Genomic DNA, 15,525 nt, shown 5'->3' on the forward strand with positions numbered 1-15,525 from the left:
CTATTTCACAGCTTTCACATCTCAAAACCGCTAATTTACATAAGTGTTCTCAACATAGAAATGTAACGAGGTGGCGGTTATGACAACTTTTAAAATATTCTTATTTTTCTTAGGTTTAGGTTCATTTGCTGGAGGGCTTAATACAACTGATACAACAAATCCTCCCCCTGTTTATCAGTCTGTGGAAGCTGTAGAGCTAAACAAGTCTAATGATGGTACTGTCAAAGTATCTAAGTGTAATAGTTGGCCTTTGTGCACTAGCGATTGAGTCAATGTGGCTTTCAGATACCTTCGAACTTAAATTGTTTCTCAATATCTTGAGCAAGAAATGCTGTTAAGTTCAATCAAGTGAATTGATTACGTTCTAAGTGATGAAGGGAACAAGCCACAAAATATTCAGTTTTATTAGTAACAATAATTTTATCCAACATTTAACAAGGTATATTTAGGAGGACGGTATGAGACGCGGTGACATAGTCCAATTAAATTCTGGCGGCACCAAAATGACGGTATTTTCTTTTGTTAAGGATCTGCCGGTAGAACAGAAAGAACCCTTTGTGGGTGAAGGTTTTCGCGAAGAAGATGTGGTGTGCAAGTGGTTTGTTGGAACGACATTAAAAAAGGATATTTTTCGCTCATCCATGCTGAAGCAGGTGGTTTAGTCATCTGCTGAAGCTAAAGCGACACTCTGGCTGATAGCGTGCTCTTATAACAGGATATTAGAGCACGCAGTTAAATCAGGCTGCAAAGGAGTAGGTACTTTTGTGACGAGTATCTACTCCTATTTTTTCTATAAATCAGCTCTAACAGTCCAAACAGTTATCTAAAGATAATTGTTGGTTGAATTTTGCACAATTCTATCGATCTTTTCTATCCAGGCGCGTTAAAATATCAGCGATGTTGGTTTATTACTGACACAGGAGGATAGACATGACTATTCCAAAAGCCACTGAACTGTTTGACTCGAAGGGTCTGCAGTATCAGGTGTTGCAACACCCTCGCTCTGTTACTGCGAAAGAAACTGCAAGAAAATCGCATATTGCTGACGAATCTTTAACCAAAACCGTAGTAGTGCGAGCGGATGACCGATTGGTAATGATTTTGATCCCCGCGGATTCCAGTCTTGATATTTTTGAGTTGGCACATACCTTAAAAGCGGATTGCGTGAATCTCGTTTCAGAACCTGAGCTTGCTACCTTGTTTCCAAACTGTGAATTAGGGGCATTTCCGCCCTTGGGCAATGTTTATGGAATGCCGGTATATTTGGCAAAAGAACTGTACGAGCGACTGGAAATAACCTTTAATTCAGAAACCCATACTGAGCTGATCCGCATGAATACGGTGGATTTTTGCCAAATGGTGGATGCGAAACGAATAGAAAAAGGCTACCAGCGTACCAATACACGTATCTCGTTGTATGAGCAGGTGTCGCAGCCCTGGAGCTGGATTTAAAACAGGTCGATTTGCTGGCTGGTGATATCGTCGAAGGTTTGGCCAAGAAAGTGCAAAATACCATCGGCGATGGGTTTAATTTGGCGCTCCAGATATAAGTCGTAATCCAATGGAGCGTTACGGCTCTCTATTGCCTGCGGACCTTGTGTGGTGAGGTAGTATTCTATCCAGCCACCTTTTGCGTATTTGCTGGTAAGCCCTCGAGCGGCCCGATCCGACTCAGCCATTTTTGCAGCCTGCACATGTGGCGGAATGTTCTTTTTGTAATCGCTCAGCTTTCTGCGAATGCGCTTACGGTAAATAAGCAGCTCATCTTTTTGCCCAGATTTTATGGCGTTAACCGTATCGAGAATCAGATCATGGTAATCCTGTTCATCAAACACTTTTTGATACAGAGACTGCTGAAATTGTCTGGCGGCCTGAGTCCAGTCTGTTCTGACGGTTTCGAGACCTTTAAAGATCAACGCAGTTTGTTTATTCGGTAGTGACTTTAGGCCTGCATAGCGTTTTTTCGATCCTTTTTCCGACCCTCGTATGGTCGGCATAATAAATCGCTTAAAATGAGTTTCAAATTCAATCTCTAAAAAACTGTCAATCTGATGCTCGTTTTTGAGTGTTTCTTGCCACCACTGGTTTAATTGTTGGGCAAGTTCCTGCCCAATGCCCTGAATGCTCTCTGGGGCAATATTGCGGTGATACCCTTTTAACCAGACGAATACCGAGTCGGTATCGCCATAAATAACTTTAAAGCCTTTTGCCTCGATAACATCTTTGGTGGTGTAAAGGATCTGGTGGCCCCGAAGCGTAATCGAGCTGGGTAAGCGAAAATCGAAAAAGCGGCAGCCAGGCGTGCCCAGTACTCCATAAAATGAATTCATTAAAATCTTAATCGCTTGCGACATAGGGGCATTGTTTTGCGACTTAGCAACGTCTCTTGCTTGCCACAGCTCTTTTATTAGCTCTGGCAGTATCGCTTTGGATTTATCGAATACTGCGCCATTAAAACCAGCAATTAATGAATGTTTGTTCGATATCGACGTCTCCTGTTGATCCTTTATTGCTGTGTTGGGTTCTTGTTGTAACCCTTCAACTAAAGCTAAGGGATCAATTTTGAATGTTCGGATAATACTGGGGTACAGACTTTTAAAATCCAGCACTAACACATGATCGTAAAGGCCAGGGTAGGAATCCATAACATAGCCGCCAGGGCTGCCAACGTTTTCTGGTTGTAAAGGAATATTGGGAGCCACATAGCCAGAGCGATGGAGTCTGGGCAAATAACGGTTATCAAAACTTGCCACAGAGCCGCCAAATCGATCCATAGCGAGGCCTGTTAACTGTGCGCGTTGCAGAGAAAAGTTAATCAGGTCGGCTTTTTGAAAGATATCCCAAACCAGTTGGCAATCGTCAAGGTTATAACGAGCCAATGCCAGTTTGTCTTCGTTAAACTGACGGATAATCTCTGATGCTTTATTATCCGAATCTTCAATCAGCTTTTGTTTACCTAATAATTCAGAAGCAACATGGTTGAGTGAAAAGCTTTCGAAATTATAGGTTGCTGATTTAAGGGTATCTATGCCATCGAGAACACAGCGGCCCGGCAAAACCAGAGTAAAATGATCGCTGTCATTTCGAGATTGGCGCCAGTCCAGTGGTTGGTCGGCACGACCTAAATTTAGCGAAATGTTTAACTGCTCACACTTTTGTTGTAAAAAGCGCAAATCAAAATTAATCACATTCCAGCCAATGATGATGTCTGGATCTTGTTGTTTAAAAAAGTCTATAAATGCGCTGAGTAAGTCCGTTTCATTATTTACCATGTGCAGATAATTTAATGTTGGATTATCTAATGGCTTACCAATCATCCATACTTTGTTATCCACAATATCTGGCGCATTGGTACTCGAAAAAATCATAGCAATGGATAAAAGCTCGCCGGTTGAAATATGGGTTTCAATATCAATTGAAGCAATAGTCAAGGGAACCGTTGTTTCTATGGCAGCAATTTTAGGATTGATGATTTCTGAGTATTGTTGGTGCTGTCGCTGCTCACCTGTAAAGCTAATGCCGCCTCGTAGATTGCGCTCCATCATAAAACGGTCTGTTGGCTGAATGTCCGACTCTAATGGATAGATATTAGAATCCTGCAGTAATTTTCTGGCAAAGTAGAGGGTTCGTTGTTGATTAAAATAAAACGCTGATGCAGGCTGCTGATCAAAGGATTTTAAGTTAATGGTTCTCACATACCAGCTTTGACGAGGTAACTTTTTCTCTAATAGGTTTAAGGCGTTTTCCAGCTCTGACTGTCGTATAAAAAAAACCGAAGCCTGGTCGGTAAAACGAAGTTGATGAATGCCATGGCACGACTTGACCCAAAACACCAGCGTTTGTTTTCGATTGGTGTTTGTATCTAACCAGTAACGGTTGAGTATAAAGCCTTGCTCAGTTTTCAACATGGAGTAATAGATTTATTCGATAAAATTGTAGAGTGTTATTCAGCTTAATATCCAACTGTACTGTATTTAGTAGAAGCTATCTTTAAAATGCTGCACTTGCTGATACAGCGTTAAATTTCGACTAAAAATGTTAATATACTAAGTATAAACGGTACTTTCTCGTTAAACTTTGTCTTGTCTCACCTTCGTTCACGCTTTTTGAGATGGTTTCTAATAATCAATAGGGTTGGTAAGTGGGACTAAAAGCTAGTAGCTTACAATAATCATAAATTATATGAGATAAAATAACACTATTCGCTTATCACGAACACAGTAATGGATTTAATCCAGTTTACTCTTTTAGTGCTATCCACCATACTCTTTGTCACATTCAATAAGTGAGGCATAACCATGACCGCTATCGAAAATAAAGAAGGAAAGGCTATACCAACGGCAAAATTTAATGTTCGTGTTGGTGATGAGTTTAAACAGTTAACCACTGAGCAGTTATTTAAAGGTAAAACTGTTGTGGTGTTTTCATTGCCAGGTGCTTTCACACCTACCTGTTCATCCACACACTTACCTCGCTATAATGAGTTGGCTGGCGTATTTAAAGACAATGGCGTAGACGATATTGTTTGTATCTCCGTCAATGACACTTTTGTTATGAACGCCTGGTTGCGTGATCAGGAAGCGGAGCACATTACTGTTGTTCCCGATGGGAACGGTGAGTTTTCTGAAGGAATGGGAATGTTGGTTGATAAGTCCGATCTTGGTTTTGGGAAGCGCAGCTGGCGTTATTCTATGTTGGTAAAAGATGGTGTAATCGACAAAATGTTCATTGAGCCAGAAAAGCCCGGCGATCCCTTTGAAGTGTCTGACGCTGATACCATGCTTGAATATATCAACAGTAAAGCGGTTAAACCTGAAGCAATATCCGTAATAACAAAGCCAGGTTGCCCTTACTGTGCGAAAGCAAAACAAATGCTGATTGATAGAAATATGGCGTTTGAAGAAATTATATTAGGTCAAGATGCGACCTCAGTGTCACTGAAAGCCATTTCTGGAAGTAACACGGTTCCGCAGGTATTTATTTCAGGTAAACATATTGGCGGATCGGAGCATCTAGATGCTTATTTGAACAGTTAACACTGATTCAAATTTTAAATACTGTACTTTAAAGATTGAACTTTAAAAGTTGAACTTAAAATACAGAATAGAAGAGTCGCCCTTTGTTGATGTTTCCACAAAGGGCGTTTTTATTTAATGCGCGTAAATTGCAGTTAATACTTGGAACCAAGGCATATTTTGTTTGGATAGGCTTATTAAAACTGATGATTAAGAGCAAGTGAAAACCAGCTAATGTCGCCCTGACCGGACACTTTTACATCTTCTCCCGCAAAGCTGTGGGCAATGCTTGCTTCAATTCTAAGCTTATCTTGTAAATTATAAGCTGCATTAAGACCAATCTGATTATGACTGTGGCCATCATAAGTATCGTTGGCATAACCATTATCAAAACCAATTTCTAAATAGGGTGATAAGGAAATGCTTTTACTAAGTGAGATGGCATACAGTGCTGAAAATGAATGAAAATATCCATTGGCATAATTTGAGTAAACACTGTTCACTGAAAAAGTTACACCTCGCCACGATGTGTCAAGAGTAACACTAATTTCTTCATCGTCAGGAGTGTTATCTGTGTACACCTTATTTAAAGCAACTTGCGCATTGATGGATGAAAAGGTCGTATTGTAAGCAAGCGCTATATTGGTTTCATCATAGTCGCTTCCTGCGGCTTCACCATGCCAAAAGATAACTGACCAGGGCGATTGCCACTGTAGATCAGCGTACAAAGTAGCAATGCCATTTCCGTTTAAATTTTCTCTGCCTTCGGTTATGTAGCGTGAAGAATACCCCGTAGAAAAATCGCTTGAATAAACAGATGATTGACTGATTAAAAAGTAACTTAATGCTATAGCAGGGTATAACTTCAATAATAATCTTGAACTCAAGTCCAAACTCCAAATCCAACCGGCAGAACAATACTGCCAATCGGCTATTATGCGGTCTTTTTATAAATTACGTCTATAAACATTATTTGGATTCAGCCATTCAAACTTCTTTTTAAACCTTCTTTTACCATGACACTAAATACAGGAAAGCTCTAAATTGAGAATAGAGGTGGAAGTAAAATTGTATTAAAGGCTGAATGTTGTCAATAAGAGGATGGTTGGAGGTGCATAAATCGCTTGTAGGCTTGTCGTTAGAGTTGTTAAAAGTCTTATTTGAAAAACGTCTTTTCTCAAATGAGGTTTAGTTTCATAATACTTGAAACTAGGAGAAGCTATTGTTCAATAGCGTTGTAACAGCCTGCAGATCGATGAGTGTAGAGTCTGCAGGCCGATTTATGACGTTACTCGTTTGCCGCAATGGCGGTAACATTTTCACTGTTATTGCTGTCTTCTTCCTCCAGTAAGACTTCCGGCTTACCTTTAATGGCTTTAGCCAGCTGATCTTTATTTTCGGCAATTAACATCCCTATTTGTTCGATTTGCTGCTCGCTTAGCCCGTCAATTTTTTGTTCCATCCAGGCACTAACGTTTTCAGCCAGTTCAAGCATTTTGTCGTACTGATCGGCTGCTTTCTTATCGGTAAATGTTTTTGAATCGTCGCGATCTGACATAAATAAAGTCACCACTGCCATATTGGTTTGCTCCAATAATTTAATATTTAATGAATTCGCTCTCGATGCTACTTAAGTAAGTAGTGTTTTGCAAGCGTTTTATTGCCTGGTGTTTATCCTTGTAATGGTTTGAAACAATTGACCCGTGAGTTCTAACGATTGGCTCATGTGTAAAATATGATAAGTCTGGTGAGTTTCTATAGAATGACTGCCAATAATAACAAGTTAATAGGGTCGGCAAGTTAGGAATCCCTCATTGGTACTGAGCAATGTTTGGCCTTTCTAAAACTTACAAGACCCATTATTTGACTGAGAAGAGGTAAGTATGAAACATCTGCTATTAATCGTAACGCTACTGTTCGTTGGTTTAAGTTACTCGAATGACAAAAAAGGTGACAATATTAATGATCCTTTCCCGAAGGAGAAAGTCGTTAAGACGGAACATTCCGTCGAGATTAATGGTCGTGATATTGATTATACCGCGACGGCAGGCACCTCATTTGTGTTTAATAAAAAGCACGAAAAAATCGGAAATATTTATTACACGGCTTACACCAAAGACGATGCTAAGTCAGATCGACCGATTACTTTTGCCTACAATGGTGGACCGGGCTCAGCCTCTGTCTGGCTGCATATGGGAACCTTTGGCCCTAAACGTGTGGTAATGGATAAAGAAGGCTTTATGCCAACACCACCTTATCAAGCGGTGGATAACCAGTACTCTATTTTAGATTTAACGGACATTGTATTTATTGATCCGGTAGGAACGGGCTACAGCCGGGCTGGCGGTAAAGGCACCAATAAAGATTTTCATGGAACCTGGGAAGATATAGAAACGGTGTCTGAATTCATTCGCCTTTATCTGACCCGAAATAATCGATGGTCGTCGCCCAAGTTTTTGGCCGGTGAAAGTTATGGCACATTACGTTCAGCTGGTATTGCTTATCATATGGGACAAAATTTAGGCGTTAATTTTAATGGCATTGTTCTGATATCTAGCGTGTTAAATTACACATTGGATGAATTTGATCATGGCGTGAATATTCAGGCGCCCATTACATTGCTGCCAACCTATACGGCAACAGCCTTCTATCATAAACAGTTGGGGAATCGTTTTAGTTCAGTTGATGAGGCGATTAATGAAGCCAAAATATTCGCCATGAACGACTACGCATTAGCGCTGTTACAGGGCGATAATCTTTCTGAAGAAAAACGGCAAAGTGTTGCCACTAAACTCTCCGAGCTGACAGGTTTATCAAAAGACTTTATTTTGCTGAATAACCTGATTATCGATATGGGACAATTTGTTCACAACTTGCGTCGTGATGAAGGTTTAACACTGGGCCGACTGGACAGTCGTTTTGTGACAGAAGAAGTCGATGCCATGGAGCAACCCGGTTATCGAGATCCCAGCTATATGGCAATACACGGTCCCTACACAGAAACCTTGATGGACTATATGCGCTCTGAACTGAAGTTTGAATCGGATCTGGTTTATCACATTCTTGGCGGTGGTGTTGGATCATGGAATACCAAAGACCTCGCCAGAGATTCTTTTGATATGAGTCGAAAGCTTCGTCATGCCATGCTGCGCAATCCATCTATGAAAGTGTTTGTGGCAAATGGTTATTACGATATGGCGACGCCATTTTTTTCAACCGAATATAATTTCTCTCATATGGGGCTGCCTAAGTCATTGCAAGACAATATTATGATGACCTATTACGAGTCGGGGCATATGATGTATATTCGCAAGCCGGATTTGATCAAACTGAAGCAAGATTTAAACGATTTCTATCAGTTTTCCTTATCAAAGTAATCAGTTAGTGGGTGAACAGATCATTGAACTGTTTAAGTTTTTAATGGAATTCACTTAATGCATGTTGAACAACTAACATCGTTATTAAAGGCGTGGGGTGTTGACTACAAAAGGTATCAACATCCTCCGTTGGATACTTGTGATGAGGCCGATGCGCTTCAGTTACAGCGAAGCGGTACCCGATTAAAAAATTTATTTTTAAAAGATAATTATGGTCGCCGACACTTTCTTCTGTTGACCACTCCTGAAAAACGAGTTGATCTTAAATTGCTTTCAAAGCAAATGTCGATTGCACGGCTTGGTTTTGCGTCAGAACGACGACTATTAAAGTACTTAAAGGTAAAGCCCGGCTGTGTCTCTTTGTTGGCACTCATTAATGACGAGCAGCAACAGGTTGAGTTATTACTGGATAACGATATTGTAGACAGTGAGTACTTTCAGTGCCACCCTCTGATAAATACTGAAACCTATGTATTAAGTCATCATAATATAGATAAGTTTTTAGCCAACACGGGACATACCGTTAAGAGTGTTCTTGTGCCCGAAATTAATGAGAGTAAAGGCTAATTAAATGATAAAAGAACGGAACGATGTTAATGAAAGTGCCATATCAGCGGTCGAGCAATGGGTTAAACAGGTTGTGATTGAAGAAAACTTTTGCCCATTTGCCAAGCCCGTTGAGCAAAACGGAAGTATTTGCTACGTCACCACTCAGAGCAACACTCTGGAAACGGCTTTGATGCACTTAATTGTCGAGTGTGAACGGTTAAGTGAAAGTCAGCAGTATGAAACGACATTATTGATTTTTGATAAAGGTTTTAAAATATTTGATGATTTTCTTGATTTAATGTCACTGGCGGATGACTTAATTGTTGAACAAGGGTATGAAGGAGTTTTTCAGCTAGCGCACTTTCATCCTCACTATTGTTTTGACGGCTGTGATGAGCAGGATGCCGAAAACTATACCAATCGATCACCATTTCCTATTTTGCATTTATTACGTGAATCAAGTGTAGAACAAGGGTTGAAATCTATTTCTCTGCCTGAAAATATACCTAACCGAAATATTAGGCATGCGCGAAAGAAAGGCCGAACTTTTTGGCAGAGTAAATTAAAAGGTTGTTTTAAAACTGAACTCAAAAAAGACTGATATTTTGGTCTGCTTAAAATTTTACGTAAAGTCGTTTTAAAAATTAATTTAATGGTAACAAAAAATAGGAAGCTGAAATGCCTTTAAAGTTCAAAGTGAAAATTTTATCTGTGTTATGTATGTTGCTGCTAACTGGTACTGTCAACGACACTTATGCTAATGATACCAATAATAAAAGTACACATGCTGAACAATCTGACATTGATCAATTAAAAATTAGCGTGGCCGATATATTAAACCAACTGCATCAATTTGCAGCCGAAGCAAAAGGCGAACAATATTTTCAGTTGTTTTCCAAAGATGCCGTTTATATTGGTACCGATGCTAGCGAAACATGGTCGATTGACGAGTTTAAAGCATTTGCCACGCCTTATTTTTCGAAAGGTAAAGGTTGGGATTACCGTGTAACACAGCGAAACATCTATTTTTCGAGTGATAAGCAGATGGCATGGTTTGATGAGCTGTTGTGGAATGATAAATACGGTGTTTCTCGTGGCTCTGGAGTTTTAGAGTATAAGAAACAACAATGGAAAATCGCTCATTATCATTTAACTTTTCCTATTCCAAATGAACTTGCGGCTGAGTTTACCCGACAAATCAAGCTGTTCGAGAAGAATAAAAATTAATCAAATTTACCGTTCGTAATTTAATAGATGCTTCGGCATAATAGCTGGCCATTTTGTTCTGTTTTCAATCTATCTGGTAGTGTTTATGTGGTTTAGAAATCTTCAGTTATATCGTTTCGTTGACTCGTTTAATTTGTCCGAGCAGGAGTTCGCGGAAAAGCTTGCAGAGCAGCGCTTTCAGCCCTGTGGACGGCAGTCTAAGGAAACTGTTGGCTGGATATCACCGCTGCATCGCCATCAGGAAGAACTGGTCTACCACGCCAATGGCTGCTTTTTGTTCTGTATGCGCAAAGAACAAAAAGTGATACCGCCAACAATGATCAATGAAGCGCTAGAAGAACGTGTCAGCGAGATAGAAATTGAGCAGGGGCGTAAGGTATTTCGTAAAGAAAAACAGCAGTTTAAAGAAGATATCATGGCTATGTTACTGCCTAAAGCGTTTACCCGGGCCACGCATACCCATGCGTACATAGACACAAGAAATGGTTTTATGGTCGTGAATGCAGGAAGTATTGCCCTCGCGGATACCTTTATTAGCCTTCTGGTGGATTCCCTTGGGGTTCTTGGCGCAGTTAAAATTGATGCCGAACAAAACCCTGCGGCCACCATGAACCAGTGGTTACTCGAAGGGTTGCCCGAGCCCTGGTCATTAAGCGGCGAGTACGAACTGAAAGATCCTCAGGATGAACGGGTGGCTCGTTTTAAAGATAATGAGTTAGAAGGGCAGGGCGGCCAGGTCATTCAAGATTTAATCAATGATGGATACTGGGTAAGTAAATTGGGAATTTACTTTAAAGATCTGCTCAAGTGCACCGTGACTGATGATTTGCAAATAAAAAGTGTTAAGTTTGGTGATGAATTACTCAATCAGAACGATGAGCTTGATATTGAAGATCATATGGCAAAATTTGATGCTGACTTTGTATTAATGACGCAAACTGTCGCTGAATTTTATGATGATTTCGCAAAGTCGTTTACGTTAGTGAATAGCACGCCAGAATAAATGGATATACTTAGTCAGTATGTCCGAAATTTAAAAGCCGGTTGAAAAAAAAATTCAATAGAGGTTTTTGGGTGAACTTTCTGTTAAATCCTTAATCCTTAATCCTTAATCCTTAATCCTTAATCCTTAAACCTTTAGCCTTCTTATACCTTTTTCGAAATGTATGAGAGTTTAATTGTGTCAAGGAGGTAGTGATATAAATCGATTTATATTGTCAAAACGGACTGCTTTAACCCTAAAAATATTATCGTCTCGTTACTACAGGCATTAAAGCTCAGCAGTACAAGATCTTTGTTGTTTAAGAGATTGGAGTAGCTTATTAAAACGGTAAGTAGTGAGTATAAAAATCATTAATGAGGGTGTTATGAAAAGTATTTTAATGGTATTGCTAGGTTTTCTTATATCAACTTATGCAAGTGCAAATACCAATTTATTCAACGAAGTTGTAATGAACTCAATTCATGATAGTGGGTTTAATGGTTCTATTGTAATTGGTAAGCAAGGAGCTGTTATTTATCAGAAGTATATTGGGTATTCTGACAAGAAGAATACGGATAAACTTACAGTGAACCATATATTTAGCCCTGGTTCAGTCGGGAAAGAGTTTACAACAGTTACAATAATGCAGCTTGTAGAGCAAGGACGACTGAGTTACTCCGATAAAATAACCAAGTATTTGGATTGGCTACCAGAAGAAGCTGAAAAGGTAACCGTTGAGCATATACTGACGCACACATCGGGCCTTCCTAAAATAAAGTGGAAAAGAAACATAAACACTGCAGACGCCGTTGAACAGATAAAAAATAGTCAGTTAAGTTTCGCGCCAGGAGAAGGGTATCTTTACTCAAATTTAAACGTGGTTTTGCGTGCACTTATTGTAGAGAAAGTATCAGGAGATTCTTATTCAAATTATTTGAAAAATTCTGTTTTTGATGTTGCAGATATGAAAAGTTCCTATCAACAGCTAACAGAAAGTGATGTTTCGGATTTTAAAGTGTACGGTGATTACCCTACCTACTTATTAGGTACCACCATCTATGTGACGCCAGTGGATTTGTTGAAGTTTGAGAATGCATTATGGAGTGGAACACTTATTCAAGTCGATGAGTTAAAACGTGTGCTTGATGGCGAACGGCTATCTGGAAAAACAAATCACGCTTATTTTGATTTTGGTAAGTTTTATAAGGACTCTCAAGGTAAGTTAGTGAGCTGGGAACATGACGGATCAAACCCGAATCACCATACGTTAAAATTTCATGATTTTATAAGTGATTATACAATTGTTATTATGTCTAGCGATGGAAACAAGGAGACGTTGTATAAAATTCGGGATAACTTAAAGTCTCTGATAATTAATAAATCTTAAATTTAAGCGCTGAATATAAACAAGCAAACATTAGAGATGATTACAGTCGATAACAGACTACTTAACTTGCGACTTTAATGTTTGAATAACTTCCAGGTTTGAGTTTATCGCTGCTTTTTCTATATGTTGTCGATAGTTTTCAGGATTGTAAACTTCCGCTAATATTTCAAGCAGCAGGTGCTTCAAAGCTTCATCACCGTAACGGCTGCTGATGTAAACTTTAATGGCTCGCATCCAGACGGGCCAGTTAAATTCAATTTTATTGTCGGCCTCGGCAAAATCAAGTGGCATGGAAAATAACTGGTGGTAACCGCCCGATTGTTCGGCCGCATGCCGGACAACCTGCCAGATATAGTGCTTATCACCGTCAGTTAATCGATATTCCATATTCGACATTCCTAAATAGTTAAGTTTGCTAACGCTCATCCGTGTTAAACAGTGTCAATTATTAAGCCTTTTGCTGGCTTGACGGCATAATAGACACATTCTCATGCAGCTTGTTTTTACCTGAGTAAGGTTAGCTTAGCTATAGGCCATCGGGCAGGTCTGATTGTCAGTTTATGCTGTAAGACATTCGCCCAAATCGCTTTAATTATTATAGTTGCTGACAGGCAGGTTTGTTTAAAAAAGCAACAATTGTTTACAGTCTAGTCTGGATACGGTGGCGCAGAGGAAGGGAATTAATGATAAACTTGCCCTTGTTTAATTAATCGTCAGTCCAGATTTATGAAGTTTTTGTTGTTTCCCAGTATTCTTGCTTCCCTGTTTTTGTTTTCCGCCTGCCATTCTGATAGTGATCGGCAAACAACGCGTTTGTGTGAGTCACACTACAAGGCCGAAAGTTATAAGGTTGCACTGAACCTGTGTCTTGAGTCCGCTAATGCCGGAAATTTAAACAGTCAATGGATTTTGGCCAACTTGTACATTCAGGGGTTGTTGGGTGAAAAACAGTATGATGAAGCGGTAAAGTGGTTAACCAGAGCGGCTGAAAATGGCCATACGGCAGCTCAAAGAGAGCTGGGTAAAAGCTACTTGTGGGGACGAGGTGTAAAGCAGGACTCTGAGACGGCATTTAAGTGGTTTAAATTGGCGGCTGATCAATACGACAAAGATGCACAATTTTTAATTGGCGTGATGTTTCTTGGCGCTAAAGATCGGCCCGCTGATCAGGCCTCGGCGATCAACTGGTTTAAAAAGTCGGCAGCGAATGGTCATAAAATAGCCATCAATAATTTAGCCTGGATTTATGCCACCAGCCCAAACTCGTCACTGCGAAATGGTAAGCGGGCCATTGCCATTCTAAAACCACTTATCGAAAAGGAACCAGATTCTCCAGTAATACTGGACACTCTGGCGGCGGCTTATGCCGAAGCTGGCGATTTTGAACAGGCGATCCAGGTTCAACAAGATGCGATTGATCAGTTACCCGAGAAAATGAATCAACGTGCCCGACAATCCTATTTTGATCGTATGGATCATTATCAAAATCAAAAGCCTTGGCGTGAAGCGGTGCCGCTTTGGTCCACTGAATCTGAGGATAGGGAATCTGAGGATAAAGAGCTGGAAGAAAAAGAACCTGAAGAAAGAAACAAGCCTGAAGAAACCAAGTCATAAAAAACATAAGCATTCAAATCCTGAGCTTCAGGCATACTTCTGTGTAATAAAATCGACGAGTTACCGACTCAGAAGAGAACAGTTGCTAAGAGGAGCTTTCGGCTCATGCAGTCGATTCAATTGGCATCGTCGATCCAAATAAAGCACAATAATATTAAAACCGACTGGGTTAGTCTGGTTACAGACGTTGGGGATAATCAACAGAATATGAGTGAGCAAGAACGCCTGTTTAATGAGGCGTGGCAAGCATATAAACCGGCTATTGCACGTGTGGTTCAGTCATACGAAGCGATCCCTGCGTTGCAAGAAGAGTTGCAACAGGATATTGCCTTCGCTGTGTGGCGTTCACTGCCGCGCTTTAATCATAAAAGCGCTTTAAAAACCTATATTCTATCCATCGCGCATAACCGTGCAATCAGTCATGTGGCAAAGCATGTGCGTGAGGGAAAAACCACTTCAAGCGATGATGTTGTGTTAACCGGAGACACTTGTCCTTCGGGCAGAATAGAAGCGGATCGAAAGCAAACTCGGCTTATGGCTGGCATGCAACAGTTGCCAATTGCACAAAGACAAATACTCGCTCTGGCACTGGAAGGACTCAGTTACGATGAGATCGCAGAGATACTTGGTATCACTATCAACAATGTTGGCGTGCGTCTGAATCGTGCGAAAAAAGCATTAAAGGATGTGGTGGAGCATGAGTAAACGAACTAAAGGGTGTTCTCCTTTAAAGGTTATTTTCTTATGACAGATAAATTTGACTGGGACAATGCCGTTAATGAATGGCAAAATCATGAACCCGATATGCCTGCATTGAAAAAGAATATGCTGTGGCAGTCGTGGCGTATGAAACTAGTGCTTGCGTTGGATATTATCGGACTGCTGGTTTTATTTCCGTTTGCGTACTTTATTTTTCTTTCCGATGAAGCCATGAGCATTAAAGTGTGGTTTTCTTTGGTGTGTATTATTGCGGCGGTTGGGGTTTACTTTGACTTTTACCTGCGAAAAGATTTGTGGGAATTACCGTCGACAACCAAGGGGGTGTTTCGGCATTTGATAAAGCGTGCCGAAGCAGGAATAAAGATAGCCCGGTTTTCCATAGTGTACTTATCATTATTTTTGTTGTTTTTGGTTGGCTGGGGATTGTACCTGGTATTTTTTGAAACGGAACGCCTGGCAAAAGCCGGTTCGTTAACCAGTTTGATTATCGGCAGTACGGTGATCGTTATTTCAATTGCCGTTTCTATCTGGTACAAAAAACGAAAAGAAGTACAGCTTGAATCCGCAAGAAAGGATTACGAGGCGTTTATTCAGCCAGACATTGACTAAAGCTTCGGGACAAGCTTTAGTCAAATATTTAGCTTAAAATGGTTT

General features: G+C 40.2%; 17 protein-coding genes. 13 read left to right on the top strand and 4 right to left on the bottom strand.

Translation table 11 applies throughout. The features are described 5' to 3' along the window. Positions 1-79: 79 nt before the first annotated feature. The 3 genes from C8D97_RS17985 to C8D97_RS00620 all read left to right on the top strand — a co-directional run bounded on the left by C8D97_RS17985 (position 80) and on the right by C8D97_RS00620 (position 1,452). Positions 80-268: a hypothetical protein gene (locus C8D97_RS17985; protein WP_146196052.1), complete on the top strand. Its 189-nt coding sequence runs from the start codon at positions 80-82 to the stop codon at positions 266-268. A 190-nt stretch (positions 269-458) separates the two neighbouring features. Continuing rightward, a complete protein-coding gene (locus C8D97_RS00615) occupies positions 459-662 on the top strand; it encodes a DUF2158 domain-containing protein (RefSeq protein ID WP_109761398.1) in 204 nt (67 codons plus the stop codon). Positions 663-930: 268 nt separating this feature from the next. After that, positions 931-1,452, top strand: coding sequence for an aminoacyl-tRNA deacylase (locus tag C8D97_RS00620; RefSeq protein WP_109761399.1), 522 nt, complete (start codon positions 931-933; stop codon positions 1,450-1,452). On the opposite strand, the gene C8D97_RS00625 is transcribed toward C8D97_RS00620, so the two are convergent. Continuing rightward, the gene (locus C8D97_RS00625) at positions 1,449-3,908 is read right to left on the bottom strand and encodes a DNA polymerase II (RefSeq protein WP_109761400.1); all 2,460 of its coding nucleotides are present in this window, start codon (positions 3,906-3,908) and stop codon (positions 1,449-1,451) included. The two genes, C8D97_RS00620 and C8D97_RS00625, sit on opposite strands and share 4 nt — an antisense overlap. A gap of 390 nt (positions 3,909-4,298) precedes the next feature. Here C8D97_RS00625 and C8D97_RS00630 point away from each other — a divergent pair, with 390 nt between their 5' ends. Further along, the gene (locus C8D97_RS00630; RefSeq protein ID WP_109761401.1) at positions 4,299-5,036 is read left to right on the top strand and encodes a glutathione peroxidase; all 738 of its coding nucleotides are present in this window, start codon (positions 4,299-4,301) and stop codon (positions 5,034-5,036) included. A gap of 176 nt (positions 5,037-5,212) precedes the next feature. Here C8D97_RS00630 and C8D97_RS00635 read toward each other — a convergent pair whose 3' ends face one another. Together C8D97_RS00635 and C8D97_RS00640 are read right to left on the bottom strand one after the other, a co-directional pair. Next, complete coding sequence (locus C8D97_RS00635; protein ID WP_109761402.1) at positions 5,213-5,902, bottom strand: hypothetical protein; 690 nt, start codon at positions 5,900-5,902, stop codon at positions 5,213-5,215. Positions 5,903-6,303: 401 nt separating this feature from the next. Further along, entirely contained in the window at positions 6,304-6,594 is a 291-nt protein-coding gene (locus C8D97_RS00640; RefSeq protein WP_109761403.1) for a YebG family protein, read from the bottom strand. Between the two features lie 304 nt (positions 6,595-6,898). Between C8D97_RS00640 and C8D97_RS00645 the strand changes: the two genes are divergently transcribed. The 6 genes from C8D97_RS00645 (at position 6,899) to C8D97_RS00670 (ending at position 12,537) form a co-directional block, all read left to right on the top strand. Beyond that, positions 6,899-8,392 carry a S10 family peptidase gene (locus C8D97_RS00645; protein ID WP_109761404.1) on the top strand — a complete coding sequence of 498 codons (1,494 nt, stop codon included), beginning with the start codon at positions 6,899-6,901 and terminating at the stop codon, positions 8,390-8,392. Between the two features lie 57 nt (positions 8,393-8,449). Beyond that, positions 8,450-8,959, top strand: a complete 510-nt coding sequence (locus tag C8D97_RS00650; protein WP_109761405.1) for a prolyl-tRNA synthetase associated domain-containing protein — start codon at positions 8,450-8,452, stop codon at positions 8,957-8,959. Between the two features lie 4 nt (positions 8,960-8,963). Further along, positions 8,964-9,542, top strand: a complete 579-nt coding sequence (locus C8D97_RS00655) for a DUF1415 domain-containing protein (protein ID WP_109761406.1) — start codon at positions 8,964-8,966, stop codon at positions 9,540-9,542. A 77-nt stretch (positions 9,543-9,619) separates the two neighbouring features. Continuing rightward, positions 9,620-10,168, top strand: a complete 549-nt coding sequence (locus tag C8D97_RS00660; RefSeq protein ID WP_109761407.1) for a nuclear transport factor 2 family protein — start codon at positions 9,620-9,622, stop codon at positions 10,166-10,168. 85 nt (positions 10,169-10,253) lie between these two features. Then, positions 10,254-11,171: a recombination-associated protein RdgC gene (locus C8D97_RS00665; protein ID WP_109761408.1), complete on the top strand. Its 918-nt coding sequence runs from the start codon at positions 10,254-10,256 to the stop codon at positions 11,169-11,171. A gap of 364 nt (positions 11,172-11,535) precedes the next feature. After that, positions 11,536-12,537 carry a serine hydrolase domain-containing protein gene (locus C8D97_RS00670; RefSeq protein WP_109761409.1) on the top strand — a complete coding sequence of 334 codons (1,002 nt, stop codon included), beginning with the start codon at positions 11,536-11,538 and terminating at the stop codon, positions 12,535-12,537. Between the two features lie 57 nt (positions 12,538-12,594). On the opposite strand, the gene C8D97_RS00675 is transcribed toward C8D97_RS00670, so the two are convergent. Then, positions 12,595-12,924 carry a hypothetical protein gene (locus C8D97_RS00675; RefSeq protein ID WP_109761410.1) on the bottom strand — a complete coding sequence of 110 codons (330 nt, stop codon included), beginning with the start codon at positions 12,922-12,924 and terminating at the stop codon, positions 12,595-12,597. Between the two features lie 339 nt (positions 12,925-13,263). On the opposite strand from C8D97_RS00675, the gene C8D97_RS00680 reads away from it, so the two are divergent. The 3 genes from C8D97_RS00680 to C8D97_RS00690 all read left to right on the top strand — a co-directional run bounded on the left by C8D97_RS00680 (position 13,264) and on the right by C8D97_RS00690 (position 15,480). Next, positions 13,264-14,151, top strand: a complete 888-nt coding sequence (locus C8D97_RS00680) for a tetratricopeptide repeat protein (RefSeq protein WP_109761411.1) — start codon at positions 13,264-13,266, stop codon at positions 14,149-14,151. Positions 14,152-14,256: 105 nt separating this feature from the next. After that, positions 14,257-14,856 carry an RNA polymerase sigma factor gene (locus C8D97_RS00685; RefSeq protein WP_109761412.1) on the top strand — a complete coding sequence of 200 codons (600 nt, stop codon included), beginning with the start codon at positions 14,257-14,259 and terminating at the stop codon, positions 14,854-14,856. Between the two features lie 39 nt (positions 14,857-14,895). Further along, positions 14,896-15,480, top strand: coding sequence for a hypothetical protein (locus tag C8D97_RS00690; protein WP_109761413.1), 585 nt, complete (start codon positions 14,896-14,898; stop codon positions 15,478-15,480). Positions 15,481-15,525: the final 45 nt, after the last annotated feature.

Origin of the sequence: Pleionea mediterranea, assembly GCF_003148745.1 — a bacterium.
Classification (GTDB): Bacteria; Pseudomonadota; Gammaproteobacteria; order Enterobacterales; family Kangiellaceae; genus Pleionea; species Pleionea mediterranea.